Here is a 17741-nt window from a genome sequence, read left to right on the forward strand (position 1 = left end):
GAGAGTTATAATGGCAAGTGTAAAACAATTAGTTAGTACTGCGGTGATAAATGAGGGGTTAAAATATATTGAAAAGGATCCAATGAAAAATATGCCTAAACTATTGGATTGGGCTGATAAGCTTGTTACTAAGGAAAATCATAAGAAACATGTTAAAACTTTTAGAAATATAGTTGAGAATCCTGATAATAATTGGTATAAACTTATGGAAAGATATTTTGATGAGTTATCCCCTGCATCAAGGAAAAAGTTTTTAATAAACTACATGGTAAATTCTGGTATAGTTGGTATACCTATTCAAGATAAAGCAAAGAAAAAGTATAATTGTAATATACCATGGGCAATACTTATGGATCCGACTAGTGCTTGTAATTTAAAATGTACTGGATGCTGGGCTGCAGAATATGATAAAACGGACTCATTAAGTTATGATCTTTTAGATAGGATTATAAGAGAAGGAAAAGAACTGGGAATTTATATGTATATATATTCTGGTGGTGAGCCATTAGTAAGAAAAGATGATTTGATAAGGTTAGCAGAGGAACATAGTGATTGTTCTTTCTTAGCATTTACCAATGCTACCTTAGTAGATGAAGAATTTGCTAAAAAACTAGGTGAATTAGGCAATTTTGGATTAGCTATTAGTGTAGAAGGTTATGAAGAAGATACTGATATGAGAAGAGGAAAAGGTACTTATAATAAGGTTATGGAAGCAATGGATCTATTGAAAAAAGAAGGAGTAATATTTGGTTTTTCAACTTGTTATCATAGATATAATACAGAAGCAGTGGCTGATGAAGAATATGTAGATTTCTTAGTAGATAAAGGATGTATGTTTGGCTGGTACTTTACTTACATGCCAATTGGTAAAGATGCTGTTACTGACTTGCTTGTAACGCCTGAGCAGAGAAAATATATGTACCATCAAATAAGAGAGTTAAGATCTAAGAAACCAATATTTTTAATAGATTTCTGGAATGATGGAGAATATGTCAATGGTTGTATTGCTGGAGGAAGGAATTATCTTCATATTAATGCAAATGGAGATGTAGAACCTTGTGCATTCGTACATTATTCTAATGTTAATATTAAAGATGTAAGTTTAATAGAAGCATTGCAATCTCCATTATTTATGCAATATAAAAAGAATCAGCCATTTAATGAGAATCATCTAAGACCTTGTCCTATATTGGATAATCCTGAAAAGATTGTAGATATGGTAGAGGCATCAGGTGCTTATTCTACTCAACCAATAGATAGAGAAGATGCAAGGGATTTAGCAGCAAAGACAAAACCTGTTGCTGAAAAATGGGCTCCTGTAGCAGATGAATTATGGGAGAAACATTTAAAAGAAAAATCTAAAGAGAAAGCAGAAGTTGCAAGTGAATAATTGTAATTAAAAGCTGGGAAACCAGCTTTTTTTTATTTCTAACCAGTTAAATACTGGTTTTTATTGAGTAAAATAATTTATATATTAAGTTAATAAGATAATCTGTTATCTAAAATGTGTCATAATTGTAGTAGTATATATAAAGAAAATATTTTTTAATTTGTATTGACATTTTATTATATTAGTGCTTATAATGGTATAGTTAAAATAATAGTTTAGTAATTATAAACATATAGTTTAATATAATGTCAATTTATTGATAGGAGGATAAAGGTGAAAATTGGTGAAAAGATAAGACGCCTTAGAATAAAAAATTCTTTAACCCAAGAGGAACTAGCAGATAGATGTGAACTTACAAAGGGTTTTATTTCCCAAGTAGAAAGGGATTTAACTTCACCTTCCATTGCTACTTTAGTAGATATATTAGATGGATTAGGGACAAATTTAAAGGATTTTTTTAATGCGATGGATGATGAACAAATAGTATTTACTAAAGAAGACGTATTTATTACAGAAAATGAAGATTTAAAGTACAAATTGAGCTGGGTGATACCTAATGCCCAGAAAAATGTAATGGAACCAATTCTTGTAGAATTAGAACCTAAAGGGAGGACTAAGGAAGACTCCCCCCATGAAGGTGAAGAATTTGGATATGTGATTAATGGTAGCATTTTTGTCCATTTTGGAAATGAAAAGTATAAAGCTAAAAAAGGAGAAAGTTTTTATTTTAAAGCTAGTGCTAATCATTATATATCTAACGCAGGAAAAACAGTAGCCAGGATTATTTGGGTGAGTACACCACCAAGTTTTTAAATAGCATTATAGAGGGGGTTATGATGTGGAAAAAATTCATGCCATAGACTTAAAAAATATATCAAAGGAGTATAATGGAGTTCAAGTTCTTAATAATATAAATTTATATATTAGGAAAAATGAATTTTTAACATTATTAGGTCCAAGCGGATGTGGTAAAACTACTACTCTTAGAATTATAGGAGGATTTGAACAACCTACTGAAGGTCAGGTAATTTTTGAAGGGAAGGATATTACTAATTTACCACCTTATGAGAGACAAATAAATACTGTGTTTCAAAAATATGCTCTATTTCCTCATATGAATGTATTTGAAAATATAGCTTTTGGATTAAAAATAAAAAAACTTCCAAAGGATAAAATAAAAATTAAAGTTAAAGAAATGTTAAAATTAGTAAATTTACAGGGATTTGAAAATCGAACTATAGATTCCCTAAGCGGTGGGCAACAGCAGAGAGTAGCTATTGCTAGAGCTTTAGTAAATGAACCTAAGGTATTACTATTAGATGAACCTTTAGGTGCTTTAGATTTAAAGCTTAGAAAAGAGATGCAAACTGAACTTAAAAAGATGCAGCGAAAGGTTGGTATTACTTTCATATATGTTACCCATGATCAAGAAGAAGCACTTACTATGTCTGATACAATTGTGGTGATGGATAAAGGAACTATCCAACAAATTGGTACACCAGTTGATATATATAATGAACCTAAGAATGCTTTTGTAGCTAAGTTTATAGGAGAAAGTAATATTGTGGATGGAATTATGCATGAAGATTATGTGGTAGAGTTTGCTGGAAGAATATTTGAATGTGTAGATAAAGGATTTGATAAAAAAGAGAATGTAGATGTGGTAATTAGACCTGAGGATTTGGAAATAACTTCTCCAGATGAAGGGCAACTAAGGGGAATAGTTACTTCTGTTACCTTTAAAGGTGTTCATTATGAAATATTGGTGCAAGATGGAAATATTGAATGGATGATTCATAGCACTATCATGAAGCCTGTAGGTAGTGAAATAGGAATGAATATAATTCCTGAGAATATTCACATAATGAAGAAGGCGGTGGATCAATATGAGGACTAAGAGAATAGCCTATCCTTATATCTTATGGATGATCATATTTATAGTAGTACCCTTAGGTTTAATACTTTTATATTCTTTTACTACAGGAGATGGGGATATAAGAAATATTCAATTTACATTGGATAATTTTAAAAAATTCTTAGATCCTAGATATATAGATGTATTATGGCGTTCTATAAGTCTTGCATTAAAGTCTACAGTTATTACTTTAGTGTTAGGATACCCTATGGCTATGATAATTTCAAAGGAAAATATAAAAAAGAGAAATGTAATGATATTATTATTCGTAATACCTATGTGGATGAATTTTTTATTAAGAACTTATGCATGGTTAACTTTATTGGGGAAAAATGGATTTATTAATTATATATTGACTAAATTAGGATTAGAACCTTTAAATTTAATATATAATGATGGAGCAGTATTATTAGGTATGGTATATAATTTTTTACCTTTTATGGTACTTCCTATATATTCAGTATTGATAAAGATTGACAAAAGTTTAATTGAAGCAGCAGAGGATTTAGGAGCAGGTAAGATGAAAGTTTTTACAAAAATTATATTTCCCTTAAGTATTCCTGGTATAATTACAGGAATTACTATGGTTTTTATGCCTGCAGTTAGTACTTTTGTAATTTCAAGATTATTAGGTGGAGGCCAATACATGCTTATTGGTAATCTAATAGAACAACAATTTTTAGGAACTGGAGATTGGCATTTTGGTTCTGCTATATCCATAATAATGATGATTATAATATTAATTACTATGGCAATAACGTCTAAATTTGATAAAGATAATGAAGGTGGTGGAAGACTATGGTAAGTAAAGGAATAAAAAAGATATATACTTTTTTAATCTTTTTATTTTTATATGCACCAATTATTGTATTGATAGTGTTTTCTTTTAATAATTCTAAATCTAGGGGAGTATGGAATGGATTTACTCTAAAATGGTATGTTGAATTATTTAAAAATGAGGAAATACTTATGGCTTTATACTATACATTAATAATTGCAATTTTATCATCAGTTTTGTCCACCATAATTGGTACTTTTGCTGCTATAGGTATATATGGGATGCCTGGAATTAGCAAAAAAGTAGTATTAAATTTAAATTATTTACCTGTATTAAACCCAGATATTGTAACAGCTGTATCCTTGATGACTTTATTTAGATTTATAAATGTGGAATTTGGATTTTTAACTATGCTATTATCTCATATTACATTCTCCATACCTTATGTAATATTATCTATACTGCCAAAGCTTAAACAGATGAACAAACATTTGGCAGAAGCAGCTATGGATTTAGGAGCCACTCCTTTTTATGCATTAAGGAAGGTGGTAATTCCTGAGATAATGCCAGGTATAATATCGGGTGCACTTATAGCTTTTACATTATCTATCGATGATTTTGTTATATCCTTTTTTAATAAAGGACCAGGAGTTACAAATTTAAGTATTACTATATTTTCTATGGCACGAAGGGGAATTAATCCAGTTATTAATGCATTATCCACTTTGATGTTTGTAAGTTTACTCATATTATTGTTAATAATAAATAGTAAATCATCAAATAAGATTGGTGAAAGAGGCGATATAATATGACAAGAAATATAAAGATTTTAATTATAGTAAGTTTAATTTTAACTATTAGTGTACTATTAATTGGTTGTGGTAATAAAAAGCCTGTTCTTAATGTATATAATTGGGGAGATTATATTGATCCTTCTGTAATAAGAGATTTTGAAAAGGAATTTAATGTAAAGGTAAATTATAATACCTTTGCAACCAATGAAGATATGTATGTAAGTATAAAAAAAGGAGGTACTAGTTATGATGTAGCTTTTCCTTCAGATTATATGATTGAAAGAATGATAAATGAAGGCTTATTAGAAAAGATAGATAAGGAAAACATTCCCAATATAAAGTATATAGAGGATAGGTTTTTAAATTTAGAATTTGATCCAAACAATGATTATTCAGTACCTTATATGTGGGGAACTTTTGGTATTATATATAATAAAAACATGGTTTTAGAAGAAGTGGATAGTTGGAATATACTATGGGATGAGAAATACAAAGATCAAATATTGATGCTAGATAGTCAAAGGGATTCTATAGCTGTAGCTTTAAAAAAACTTGGATATTCTATGAATTCTAGGAATATAGATGAATTGGAAGAAGCTAAAGAAGAATTGATAAAACAAAAACCTTTGGTATATGCATATGTAGGAGATGAAGTAAAAGATATGATGATTGGTGAAGAAGCAGCATTAGCAGTTGTATGGTCAGGAGATGCAGTAGCCATGATTAGAGAAAATGATAATTTAGAATATGTTATTCCAAGAGAAGGAACTAATCTATGGTTTGATAGTATGGTAATTCCTAAAAATAGCAAAAATAAGGAGTTAGCGGAACAGTTTATAAATTTTATGAATAGACCTGAAATAGCTGCAAGAAATACCGATTATATTGGATATTCTACTCCTAATTACAAAGCCATGGAATTATTGCCAGAGGATATAATAAATAGCAAAGTAGCTTATCCTACTGATGAAGAAATAGGGGATGTAGAAATATTTAAAGATCCAAAGGATATTATTAAAGTATATGATGAAATATGGTTGGAGATAAAAGCACAAAGATAATTATTTAAGGGGTATGAGTTTAAATTTCAAACTATACCCCTTTTTTAAAATTTATAGAGAAATTTATGTTATTATAGATATATAAAATAAGTTATAGTATCATTAAAGATATAAGATTAATGAAGGAGGTAAGTTTTATGAAGTATATTGATTTTCATTGTGACACTCTTTTAAAGATCATAGATGAAAAGGGACAAAGTTTATATTCCAATACAGTGGCAAGTGTAGATTTTAAAAGATTAAAAAAGGCAGAAGCTATGGCACAATTTTTTGCAATATTTTTAATTGATAAGGACACATTAGAAGAAAAGTTTGATTCTGATGATGATTATATTAAAAAATTGGCAAAAATTTTGAAAGATGAAGTGGCTAAAAATAATGATATTATTTCTATGGCATATAATGCTGAAGATCTAATAAAAAATTATGCTTCGGGAAAAGTATCAGCTTTTTTAACCATTGAAGATGGAAGAAGTGTAGATGGGAAATTGGAAAAGTTAGATGAATATTACGATTTAGGAATAAGATTATTAACATTAACTTGGAATTATGAGAATTGCTTTGGCTATCCAAATTCTGAAGATTTAGATATAATGAATAAAGGTCTTAAACCTTTTGGTAAAGAGGCAGTTGAATACATGAATCATATAGGTATGATTATAGATGTTTCACATCTTTCAGATGGAGGATTTTATGATGTAGCAAAAATTAGTAAAAAACCTTTTATTGCGTCTCATTCCAACTCAAGGGAATTATCACCTCATCCAAGAAATTTAACCGATGATATGATTAAAATTTTAGCACAAAAAGGTGGCGTTATGGGACTTAACTTTGCACCCCAGTTTTTAAATGAAGATATATCTTTAAAAGATAGTAAGGTTGAACTTATGGTAAAACATTTAAATCATATAAAGAATGTAGGAGGAGAAGATGTATTAGCATTAGGTTCTGATTTTGATGGAATTGGCGGAAACTTAGAAATAAATAGCTCTGATAAGATGTATTTACTATTTGATGCTCTAAAAAAATATGGTTGGAGTGAAAGATTAATTGAAAAACTTGCATACAAAAATGCTATTAGAGTTATAGGAGATATTTTGTAATGTATAATAAATTTACAAGGGGGAATATCAGTGGATATTCAATTTTTTGGTGCAGCTAAGATGGTTACTGGTTCGAACCATTTAATTAAAACTGATAAGTATAATATTTTGATAGATTGTGGGATGTTTCAAGGTTCTTCAGAAATAGAAAGATTAAATTATGAAGATTTTCCCTATGATCCTCGTGATATTGATTATTTAATATTAACTCATGCTCATATTGATCATAGCGGAAGAATACCAAAGCTTGTAAAAGATGGATTTAAAGGTAAAATTATAACAACTAAACCTACTTATGATTTATGTAAAATAATGCTAAAAGATTCTGCTAAAATTCAAGAAGCAGATGTGGAATGGGAAAATAGGAAACGACAAAGAGCTGGTAAGGAATTTATAGAGCCTTTATATACTATTGAAGAAGCAGAAATTAGTTTAAAATTCTTTGAAACTTATTTATATAATCAAAGAATAAAAATAAATGATGATATCTTACTTAAGTTTAGAGATGCAGGACATATGTTAGGTTCTGCTATTATAGAGTTATGGATAAAAGAAAATGGGCAATATGTTAAATTAGTTTTTTCAGGGGATTTAGGTATGCCTGATAGACCAATTATAAATGATCCTGAGTATATTGATAGTGCTGATTATTTAATAATTGAATCTACATATGGAAATAGAGTTCATGAAAAATTTAAGGAAAGTGCAGAAAAATTGGTAGACATAATAAATAGAACAGTAGTAAAAGGTGGAACTGTAATTATACCTTCTTTTGCAGTAGGAAGAACTCAAGAAATTATATATGAATTAAATAAGCATTATGAGTATAATAATAATATTGAAGAATATATGAAAATTCCTATATATGTAGATAGCCCTATGGCTGTATTAGCTACAGAAGCATTTCAAGCTAATTCTAGTAGTTTTAACGAAGAAGCAAAAAAACTTATTTTAAAAGGAGATAATCCATTTATATTTCCAAACTTAAGATATATAAAAGATCAAAAGGAATCTATAGCATTAAATAAATATAAGTTTCCAAAAGTTATAATTTCTTCCAGTGGTATGGCTACAGGAGGCAGAGTAAGGCATCATCTAAAACATAATTTGTGGGATGAAAAAAACAGTTTAGTATTTGTTGGATATCAAGCAGAAGGAACTTTAGGTAGAATTATATTAAATGGAGCTAAAAAAGTAAAAATATTAGGGGAAGAGGTAGCAGTAAAGGCAGAAATATATGATCTGCAAGGTTTTTCTGGGCATGCAGATCAGTTAATGCTTATGGATTGGATAAGGAAATTTAAAACTAAACCACAAAAGATATTTATTGTTCATGGTGAAGAAGATGCATCGGAAGTTTTTGCACAGTTAATAGAAAAGGAATTTAATATAGAAACTATAATACCTAATTTAGGAGATAAATATAGTATTAAAAAAGAAACTGTAGAATTTACTGAAAGGGAATTAATTGAATCTCATGCTTTAAAAAGTGATATTTTAGAAGAGTTAGAAGATATATATCTTCAACTTCAATCTTTGAATAGAAGAAAATTCCAGTTAGTAGATCCTAAATTATTAGAAAAGAATTATGACACTATTAAAAATATATTAATAGATTTACAACAAAATTTAATGGATTTAAATATTATATTAGGGAAATAAGTTGTAGAAGGTGATGTAATGTCAAATAAAATAGAAGGTAAATTAAATAAAATAAGGGACTGAAATGTTTATAAAAACACAAAAAGCCATCTTCAATATTAAGAAGATGGTTTCATTATAAACTTAAAATTTTAATTGGTGCCGAAGGCGGGAATCGAACCCGCACGGAGTTTGAGCTCCATTGGATTTTGAGTCCAACGCGTCTGCCAGTTCCACCACTTCGGCGTATTGTTTACAAAGATAATAATAACATATATTTTAAAAATAATCAAGAATTTTTATTTTTAATTTGTTTACTAGAAAGTACATTTATTATATACTTATAAATATGTAAGTTTTTAGTGAATTAATATTAATGTTTAAACATAATATATGAGGAGTGGTATTGTGAGTGAAGAAAAATTGATGGTTATAGATGGCAATAGCTTATTACATAGGGCTTTTTATGCTTTACCCTTATTATCAACTAAAGATGGAATTTATACGAATGGTGTTTATGGATTTTTAACTATGTTACATAAAATTCAGGAAGATTATGATATAGATTATATCTGTGTAGCTTTTGATAAGAAAGGACCTACTTTTAGGCACGAAGCTTTTGAACAATATAAAGCTAATAGAGACTCGACACCTAATGAATTAGCTTTGCAATTTTCTATACTAAAGGAGATATTAAACGCTATGAATATTCGTCAAATAGAATTGGAAGGTTATGAAGCAGATGATATAGCAGGAACTCTATCTAGAATTGGTGAAGAAAATGGAATGGAGGTAATATTAGTTACAGGTGATAAAGATTATTTACAATTATTATCTTCAGATAATATAAAAGTTTTAATAACCAAGAAAGGAATTACAGAGTTAGAAGAATATAGTAGAGATAAGATTATAGAAGAGTACGGTATTACTCCAGAACAATTTATAGATCTAAAAGGGCTTATGGGGGATAAATCAGATAATATACCAGGAATACCAGGGATTGGAGAAAAAACTGGCATAAAATTATTGAAACAATTTGGTTCAATTGAAAATATTTATGATAATATAGATGAAGTGGGAGGAAAGAAAACTAAAGAAGCTTTAATAGAACATAAAAATATTGCATTTTTAAGTAAAAAATTAGGGGAAATTATAAAAAACGTCCCAATTCAAATTTCCATGGAAGAGTTAAAGATAAAAGAACCTGATTGGAATAAATTAGTTGAACTTTATAAGAAGTTTGAGTTTAATAGTCTATTATCCAAAATACCTGATAGCAAATTAAAAATACAAGAAGAGTCTTCTCATAAAGTTAAATATAAATTAATAAAGGATAATAAGTTTAGAGATATTATAGATGAGCTAGATTCCAATGAAGAATTTGGATTTAAATTTGTATTTGAACATGAAAATTATATGAAAAGTTCTATGTTAGGTATAGGAATAAAGATTGCAGATAATTCACCTTATTATATTGATTTTTCAGAAAATAATATAGATGTTTTCATAACTACATTTAAAAAATATTTTGAATCTAAAGACATAAAAAAGTATGGTCATATGATGAAGGTTGATATAATAGGATTATTAAGGATGGATATCCATATAAAAGGTATTGAATTTGATACTATGATAGGAGAATATATATTAGATCCTGCACAATCGAATTATAGTGTTAATCAATTAGCTATGAAATATTTAAATAGCTCTTGTAAAGAAGAAGAGCAATTACTAGGTAAGGGTAAACACAAAAAAACTTACGGAGATTTATCAGTTGAAACTAGAGCAAAGTATGTTTCCACTATATTAGATTTGGTTTACAGAGTTAAAAAACCAATAAGGGAAAAGATAAAAGAATTGAAAATGGATTGCCTGTACTATGAAGTAGAATTACCTTTAGTAGAAGTATTAGCGGATATGGAATATAATGGATTTAAAGTTGATTTAGAAGTACTTAAACAACTAGGTGATGAGTTTGAATCTCAAATAAATAATTTAACAAATGAAATTTATGAATTAGCAGGACAAGAGTTTAATATAAATTCTCCAAAACAACTAGGTGAAGTGTTATTTGATAAGTTAAAATTACCTGTGATAAAAAGAACTAAGACAGGATATTCTACTGATGCAGAAGTATTAGATAAATTAAGAGGGCAGCATGAAATTATAGAAAAAATACTTAAGTATAGGCAACTGGTAAAGCTAAAAACTACATATATAGATGGGCTCATAAATTTAGTAGATGAAAAAACACATAAAATCCATTCAAGTTTTAATCAAACGGTAACCAACACAGGGAGAATTTCAAGTACTGAACCTAATCTACAGAATATACCTATAAAAACTGAGGAAGGTAGAAAAATTAGAAAAGCTTTTGTACCTAAATCTAAGGATTATGTTCTTGTAGATGGCGATTATTCTCAAATAGAATTGAGGGTGTTAGCCCATCTTTCTAAAGATCCAAAACTTATGGAGGCTTTTTTTCGGGATGAAGACATTCATACTAAAACAGCTTCTGAAATATTTGGTATCCCCAAAGATGAAGTTACTCCAGCAATGAGAAATAAGGCCAAAGCAGTTAATTTTGGTATAATTTATGGGATAAGCGATTATGGACTCTCTAGAGATTTAAATATACCTAGAAAGGAAGCAAAGGAATATATAGATAATTATCTAGAAAATTATAAGATGGTAAAGAAATACATGGAAGATATTATAGAAATAGGTAGAAAAAAAGGCTATGTAGAAACCATACTAAATAGAAGGAGATATGTACCAGAATTAAAATCTAAAAATTTCAATGTAAGATCTTTTGGAGAGAGAATAGCTATGAATACTCCAATACAAGGTAGTGCTGCTGATATAATAAAAGTTGCTATGGTGAAGATATATAAAGAATTAAAGGATAGAAATTTAAGATCTAAATTGATACTTCAAGTGCATGATGAACTTATTATTGAAACGCATAAGAATGAATTAGAAGAAGTAAAACAGCTTATGAAGAATATTATGGAAAATGCTATAAAATTAGATGTGCCCTTAAAGGTGGAAATAAAGGTAGGGGATAATTGGTATGAAACACAATAATTGTAAAATCATAGGAATAACTGGTGGTATTGCTACTGGTAAATCGACGGTTACATCTATGTTAATAGAAAAAGGATACAAGGTAATAGATGCCGACAAAATAGCGAAACAAGTAGTAAGCAAAGATTCTTCTGTATATAGAGAGATAGTTACTTATTTTGGAGAGGATATATTAAAAAATGATGGAACTATAGATAGAAAAAAACTTGGAAATTTAGTATTTAGAGATGAATACAGTAGAAAAAAATTAAATGATATAGTGCATCCTCATGTACTTTTAACTATAAAAGAAACTATAAAGAGAAATATGGAAAAAGAAAAGATTTTGTTTATTGATGTACCTTTATTGATAGAGGAGATAGATAATTTTAAAAAGTATGGAATAGTATTTGATGAGATATGGCTGGTTTATACAGATGAGAAGACTCAATTAAATAGATTGATTAGACGAAATGATATAAGTGAAGAGGAGGCAATTTATAGGATTAAGTCTCAGATGCCAATAGATATGAAGAAAAGATATGTGACAAGAATTATAGATAATAGAGGAGATAAAAAAAGACTCGAAGAACAAGTAGATGAAGTTTTAAAAGAAATAATATAAGATTTTGGAGGGTTACCTTTGATATGGAAGGGTAAATTATTTAAAAATGTACTAATTTTTTTAACAATATTTTTTAGTATGTTATTGATTATAAATTTATATTTTAATATCTCCTATCCTCTGTCATACAAAAATATAATTAGAAAATATTCTAAACAATTTGATGTGGATCCTTATTTAGTAGCAGCAATAATAAATGTTGAGAGTAATTTTAATAAAGATGCTATATCTTCTAAAGATGCCCGAGGGCTTATGCAAATTTCCCCAACTACAGGCAAATGGGCATCAGAGGTTTTAACAATAGAAAATTTTACTTTGGATAGATTATTTGAACCAGATGTAAATATAATGATAGGGACTTGGTATATAAATATGTTATCCAAAGAATTTAACAATGATTTATATTTAGTATTAGCAGCCTATAATGGCGGTAGTGGTAATGTAAGTAAGTGGCTAGAGGACAAAAAATATTGTGATGATGGAGAAAATTTAAGAAAAATTCCATTTAAGGAAACAGAGCAATATGTAGAGAAAGTGATTAAAAATTATGAAATATACAAGAAATTGTATGATGGTCAATTTGAAAATCTCAATGATGATAATAGTTCTTTGCTTATAATATTATTTCATAATATAAAAAAATTAATTAAAGCTTTTATAATATATAAATAATATAGATGGCAAAAGGGGGAGTGGATTTGAATTTTAATAAGGTGATACTTATAATATTGGCTTTAATCATGTTAATTGTAACAGTAGGATGTGAAAAAGATTTTCAAGATGACCATATGGTTGATTTAGATGTAGATGTAAATGTAGAAAAAGAGTATAAGCCTGAGTTTGGTGGTGAATTAATACTTCCTTTAACTATTATAAAAACATTAAATCCTTTAATAAACGAAAATGCAAGTTATTACTATTTTAGTAAACTTATATATGAAGGATTATTTGAGTTAGATGATAATTTGAATATTAAAAATCAATTAGCTGAAGATTATACTGTTAAGGACGGAGGAAGAGTAATTAGTATTAAACTTAGAGAAGATGTATTGTGGCATGATGGTGAAAAGTTTACGGCAGAAGATGTTGCTTTTACTATAAACACAATTAAATATGCTAATAATGATATTGGTTATAAAAAGATGTTTGATAATGCATTTGGCAGTTTCATAAATTCAGATATACGTAAAATTATAGATGTACAGGTGATTGATAGCTATAATATAGATATAATATTTAATAAAAAATTTAGTCATGAATTGGAAATATTGACATTTCCAATTTTACCAAAACATAAATTTGTATTAGAAAAGGAAGATAAAAATGCCTATATAAATGCATTAGCAGAAGAGGATTTTGTTCCTATTGGTACGGGACCATATATGTTTGAAAAATACGATAAACATAAAACTATTTTTTTAAAAGCTTATGAACAATATAGAGAAGGTAGACCTTATATAGATAGTATAGTTGGGAAAATGTTAGAGGATGATGAATTATCTTTAGTAGCTTTTGAAACTGGACAAGTTCATCTTACTACAGCTTTAGATATAGATTGGGAAAAATATGATCAAAACAATAAAATTAGAATATATGAATTTATTTCGCCTAATTATGAATTTTTAGGATTTAATTTTTCAAATAGTATTTTTAGGAAAGAGGGAAGTAATAAACTAAGAAAGGCATTTGCTTATGGGATAGACAGACAGTCTATAATTCAGAGGGTGTATTTAGGGCATGGGACTCAAACAGATTTACCAATTTACCCTAATTCATGGCTTTTATCAGAAGATTCTAATATCTATGGATACAATCCGTCCAAAGCCAAAGAAGAATTAGATAAATTAGGTTGGAAAGATGTAGATGGAGATGGGTTTTATGAAGATGAGCAAGGTAAAAAAGTTCAATTAAGGCTTATTACTAATTCATATAATCCTTTAAGATTAAAAGTGGCAGACATGATAGTAGAGAATTTGAATGACATAGGCATTTTTGTAGTTAAGGATTATCCAGAAAAAATACCTGAAAATATAACAGAGGAAATGAGAGAAGAACAATGGGAGCAAGTAAAAAACCGAATATTAAAAGGAGATTATGATATAGCTTTATTAGGTTGGCATTTATCAGTAATTCCAGAATTATCTTTTGCTTTTCATTCTACTCAAATAAAAGCAGGTACTAATTTTATTAGATACAATAATAAAATGATGGATGAAGCTTTAATTGAAACTTTTATTTCAGCGAATAGAAATGATAAACTAAGAGCTTATGAAAAATTACAAACTATAATAAATGAAGATTTACCCTATGTAAGTTTGTTTTTTATAAATGAGGCTTTACTTGTGGATAAAAAGGTTATGGGAGATATAGATCCAACATTTTTTAATATTTATAGAAATATTGAAAAATGGTATATACCTAAAGAATTTCAGCAGGAGACAGTTGATAAAAAATGAAAATGTATTATAATGTATATGTATAACTAATATTAATTGCAGGAGTGGTGGAATAGGCAGACACGTACGCTTGAGGGGCGTATGGCACAGCCGTGAGGGTTCGAATCCCTTCTCCTGCACCAGATAAACACAGGTAGACGTTTCTCCTGTGTTATTTTTATAATATAGTATAAACAAATTATCATATTAAGGTGATAACTTATGACACATAGATCTATTATTCATGTGGATATGGATGCTTTTTATGCACAAATAGAGCAAAGAGATAATCCTAAATTAGTGGGTAAGCCTGTGATTATTGGCGGGACAAGTTCTAGAGGCGTAGTATCTACTGCTTCTTATGAAGCAAGAAGATATGGTGTTTATTCTGCAATGCCCATAGAAGCTGCAAAAAAACTTTGCCCAGAAGGAATATATTTACCAGTAAATATGGAAAAGTATAAGAAAGTATCAAGTGAAATTTATAATATATTTAAAAGGTATACTAAAATATATGAACCTATTTCCATAGATGAAGCTTTTTTAGATGTAACTGGTAAAGATGCTCTAGAAATTGCTAAAGCTATAAAAAGTGATATAAAGAATGAACTTAAACTTACAGCATCAGTAGGTATATCTATAAATAAATTTTTAGCAAAATTAGCATCGGAAGCAGATAAACCTGATGGGCTAACTATTATAAAAAAAGATGAAATTTTATCTTTTTTAAGACCTTTACCTGTTAATAAAATTTGGGGTGTAGGTCCTAAAATGAATAGAGAATTAAATAAACTAGGGATTTATTATGTAAGAGATATACAAAATTATGATATAGAAGTGTTAATGTCATTATTTGGTAAATGGGGCAAAGAAATATATGAACTTTCTCATGGAATAGATGAAAGGCCAGTAGAGCCTAATAATTTAAGTAAATCTATTGGAGAGGAAAAAACTTTTTTGAAGGATGTGTGTGACATAGATGTATTACTCAAGGCTCTAAAGAGTTATTCCATTAATCTTTCAAATAAACTTAAAAAAAGAGGATACTTAGCTAGAACCATTAGTATAAAAATAAAATACAAAGATTTTACTATAGAAAATAGAAGTGTAACATTAAGTATTCCTACAAGAGATGAAAATATAATTTTTGATACAGCGAAATATATATTATTAAACAAGTTTAATATAAACAAGGAAATTAGACTTATAGGGCTTATCCTTTCAAATTTAATATATCCTGAGGATCCTTTACAGTTAAGTATGAAAATATAAAAGGAAACTATAGTTTATATATATAAACTATTATGTAAATTAACATATTATGAAAAAATAACAAAACATGAGCAAAGTTTATCTTTAGTAAATTAGACTATAATATTTTCATTCAATAATTAGCTTTGGATATAATATAGTTAAAAATCTCAATACGTCTATAGAGTATACATATAGCTAAAATAATGTTATAATAAATTATAAAAAGATGTGGTATGAGCCCTTTTGGGTGTTAGAAGGTGTTTTTTAATTATAGCAGTTTAAAAGTAAAAAATGTTTTTGTTGATTATTAATTAAAGAATAGAGAAAATGAGGTGAAAAAGATGAGTTTGAAAAATCTTACTTTTAAAGGTGGAGTTATGGTGCCTGGATATAAAGAATTTACGAGAGAAAAACCAATAGAAAGGGCTATAGAACCTTCTGTTGTAGCTATTCCATTGCATCAACATACTAGTGCACCTTGTGAGCCAATAGTAAAGGTTGGGGATAGCGTGAAGGTAGGTCAAAAAATTGGGCAATCAGATGCTTTTGTTTCAGCACCAGTTCATTCATCTGTATCTGGTATTGTAAAGAGCATAACTCCTATGGCTATACCTACAGGACTTACTGTTAATTGTGTAGTCATTGAGTCTGATGGGAAAAATGAATTGCATGAACTAGTAAAGCCTTATAAAAGTTTAAAAGAATTAACTTCTGAAGAAATAATAAATATAATAAAGGAAGCTGGTATAACAGGAATGGGAGGTGCAGGATTTCCTACTCATGTAAAACTATCACCACCACCGGAAAAAAAGATTGATACCATTATAATAAATGGTGCTGAATGTGAACCATATATAACGGCAGATCATAGAAATATGGTGGAAGAACCTGAAAAAATAATATTTGGTTTGAGAGCTATTATGAAAGCAGTAGTAGGAGTTAAAAAAGGAATTGTTGCTGTAGAAGAAAACAAACCTGATGCAATAGAAGCTTTAAAAAATGTTTGTAAGGATTATGAAAGTATCAAAGTAGTATCTTTAAAAGCAAAATATCCTCAAGGGGATGAAAAGAGATTAATAGATGCTATTTTAGGGCGTCAAGTCCCATCTGGTGGACTTCCAATGGATGTAGGAGCTGTTGTATGCAATGTATCTACTACTAAAGCTGTTGCAGAAGCAATAAGTATGGGAAAACCTTTGTATGAAAGAGTAGTAACTGTTACTGGAAAAGGTATAAAGGAACCTAAAAATTTAATAGTAAAAATAGGAACTAGCTTTAAAGATATAATAGAACAATGTGGCGGATTTACAGAAAATGCTCCGGGTAAGATAATTATGGGAGGACCTATGATGGGAATAAGTCAATTTTCAATAGATGTACCAGTTATTAAAGGTACAGGTAGCATACTGATATTAACAAAAGAAGAAGCAGAACCAGTACAAGTTTCTTCTTGTATTAAATGTGGTAAATGTGTTGAAGTTTGCCCAGTATATTTACAGCCATTATATTTAAGTACTTATTCTTTGAAAGAAAAGTTTGAAAAGGCAGAAGAATTTCATGCTCTTGATTGCATAGAATGTGGGGCATGTTCATATATATGTCCAGCAAAAAGGCCATTAGTTGAATCTATTCGTATTGCTAAAAGAGAAATAATTGCGAAAAGAAGGGGGATATGAAAT

Annotated in this window: 14 protein-coding genes and 2 tRNA genes; 15 read left to right on the top strand and 1 reads right to left on the bottom strand. The window is 28.7% G+C overall.

The window, feature by feature from the left end:
* Positions 1 to 10: 10 nt before the first annotated feature.
* The 8 genes from JL105_RS03575 (at position 11) to JL105_RS03610 (ending at position 8703) form a co-directional block, all read left to right on the top strand.
* On the top strand, positions 11 to 1390 hold the full coding sequence (locus tag JL105_RS03575; protein ID WP_132025698.1) for a radical SAM protein: 1380 nt from the start codon (positions 11 to 13) through the stop codon (positions 1388 to 1390).
* Between the two features lie 273 nt (positions 1391 to 1663).
* The gene (locus JL105_RS03580; RefSeq protein ID WP_132025700.1) at positions 1664 to 2203 is read left to right on the top strand and encodes a helix-turn-helix domain-containing protein; all 540 of its coding nucleotides are present in this window, start codon (positions 1664 to 1666) and stop codon (positions 2201 to 2203) included.
* 34 nt (positions 2204 to 2237) lie between these two features.
* Positions 2238 to 3287 (top strand): spermidine/putrescine ABC transporter ATP-binding protein, encoded by a 1050-nt coding sequence (gene potA, locus JL105_RS03585; protein ID WP_132026250.1) that lies wholly within the window; start codon positions 2238 to 2240, stop codon positions 3285 to 3287.
* A complete protein-coding gene (locus JL105_RS03590; RefSeq protein WP_132025702.1) occupies positions 3277 to 4110 on the top strand; it encodes an ABC transporter permease in 834 nt (277 codons plus the stop codon). Before potA ends, JL105_RS03590 begins: the two co-directional genes overlap by 11 nt.
* The gene (locus tag JL105_RS03595) at positions 4104 to 4895 is read left to right on the top strand and encodes an ABC transporter permease (RefSeq protein ID WP_132025704.1); all 792 of its coding nucleotides are present in this window, start codon (positions 4104 to 4106) and stop codon (positions 4893 to 4895) included. Before JL105_RS03590 ends, JL105_RS03595 begins: the two co-directional genes overlap by 7 nt.
* Positions 4892 to 5938: an ABC transporter substrate-binding protein gene (locus tag JL105_RS03600; RefSeq protein ID WP_132025706.1), complete on the top strand. Its 1047-nt coding sequence runs from the start codon at positions 4892 to 4894 to the stop codon at positions 5936 to 5938. The genes JL105_RS03595 and JL105_RS03600 overlap by 4 nt, the downstream gene beginning before the upstream one ends.
* A 137-nt stretch (positions 5939 to 6075) precedes the next feature.
* Complete coding sequence (locus JL105_RS03605; protein WP_132025708.1) at positions 6076 to 7041, top strand: dipeptidase; 966 nt, start codon at positions 6076 to 6078, stop codon at positions 7039 to 7041.
* Between the two features lie 30 nt (positions 7042 to 7071).
* Positions 7072 to 8703, top strand: a complete 1632-nt coding sequence (locus JL105_RS03610) for an MBL fold metallo-hydrolase RNA specificity domain-containing protein (RefSeq protein WP_132025710.1) — start codon at positions 7072 to 7074, stop codon at positions 8701 to 8703.
* Between the two features lie 136 nt (positions 8704 to 8839).
* On the opposite strand, the gene JL105_RS03615 is transcribed toward JL105_RS03610, so the two are convergent.
* Positions 8840 to 8928, bottom strand: a tRNA-Leu gene (locus JL105_RS03615).
* Between the two features lie 162 nt (positions 8929 to 9090).
* Here JL105_RS03615 and polA point away from each other — a divergent pair.
* The 7 genes from polA (at position 9091) to rsxC (ending at position 17738) form a co-directional block, all read left to right on the top strand.
* On the top strand, positions 9091 to 11769 hold the full coding sequence (gene polA, locus JL105_RS03620; RefSeq protein WP_337907515.1) for a DNA polymerase I: 2679 nt from the start codon (positions 9091 to 9093) through the stop codon (positions 11767 to 11769).
* Positions 11756 to 12373 (top strand): dephospho-CoA kinase, encoded by a 618-nt coding sequence (gene coaE, locus JL105_RS03625; RefSeq protein WP_132025714.1) that lies wholly within the window; start codon positions 11756 to 11758, stop codon positions 12371 to 12373. Before polA ends, coaE begins: the two co-directional genes overlap by 14 nt.
* Positions 12374 to 12391: 18 nt before the next feature.
* On the top strand, positions 12392 to 13045 hold the full coding sequence (locus tag JL105_RS03630) for a lytic transglycosylase domain-containing protein (RefSeq protein WP_202690614.1): 654 nt from the start codon (positions 12392 to 12394) through the stop codon (positions 13043 to 13045).
* A 26-nt stretch (positions 13046 to 13071) separates the two neighbouring features.
* Positions 13072 to 14829 carry a peptide ABC transporter substrate-binding protein gene (locus JL105_RS03635; RefSeq protein ID WP_132025716.1) on the top strand — a complete coding sequence of 586 codons (1758 nt, stop codon included), beginning with the start codon at positions 13072 to 13074 and terminating at the stop codon, positions 14827 to 14829.
* A gap of 38 nt (positions 14830 to 14867) precedes the next feature.
* A tRNA-Leu gene (locus JL105_RS03640) sits at positions 14868 to 14951 on the top strand.
* A gap of 79 nt (positions 14952 to 15030) precedes the next feature.
* A complete protein-coding gene (locus JL105_RS03645) occupies positions 15031 to 16080 on the top strand; it encodes a DNA polymerase IV (RefSeq protein WP_132025718.1) in 1050 nt (349 codons plus the stop codon).
* Positions 16081 to 16403: 323 nt separating this feature from the next.
* Positions 16404 to 17738, top strand: coding sequence for an electron transport complex subunit RsxC (gene rsxC, locus JL105_RS03650; RefSeq protein ID WP_132025720.1), 1335 nt, complete (start codon positions 16404 to 16406; stop codon positions 17736 to 17738).
* Positions 17739 to 17741: the final 3 nt, after the last annotated feature.

The sequence above is a fragment of the Keratinibaculum paraultunense genome, from assembly GCF_016767175.1.
Classification (GTDB): domain Bacteria; phylum Bacillota; class Clostridia; order Tissierellales; family Tepidimicrobiaceae; genus Keratinibaculum; species Keratinibaculum paraultunense.

Excerpts from the sequence above, each read along its gene's own strand:
- JL105_RS03575 (WP_132025698.1), top strand. The coding sequence starts at position 11 with ATGGCAAGTGTAAAACAATTAGTTAGTACTGCGGTGATAAATGAGGGG.
- JL105_RS03590 (WP_132025702.1), top strand. The coding sequence starts at position 3,277 with ATGAGGACTAAGAGAATAGCCTATCCTTATATCTTATGGATGATCATA.
- JL105_RS03595 (WP_132025704.1), top strand. The coding sequence starts at position 4,104 with ATGGTAAGTAAAGGAATAAAAAAGATATATACTTTTTTAATCTTTTTA.
- JL105_RS03600 (WP_132025706.1), top strand. The coding sequence starts at position 4,892 with ATGACAAGAAATATAAAGATTTTAATTATAGTAAGTTTAATTTTAACT.
- JL105_RS03605 (WP_132025708.1), top strand. The coding sequence starts at position 6,076 with ATGAAGTATATTGATTTTCATTGTGACACTCTTTTAAAGATCATAGAT.
- coaE (WP_132025714.1), top strand. The coding sequence starts at position 11,756 with ATGAAACACAATAATTGTAAAATCATAGGAATAACTGGTGGTATTGCT.
- JL105_RS03645 (WP_132025718.1), top strand. The coding sequence starts at position 15,031 with ATGACACATAGATCTATTATTCATGTGGATATGGATGCTTTTTATGCA.
- rsxC (WP_132025720.1), top strand. The coding sequence starts at position 16,404 with ATGAGTTTGAAAAATCTTACTTTTAAAGGTGGAGTTATGGTGCCTGGA.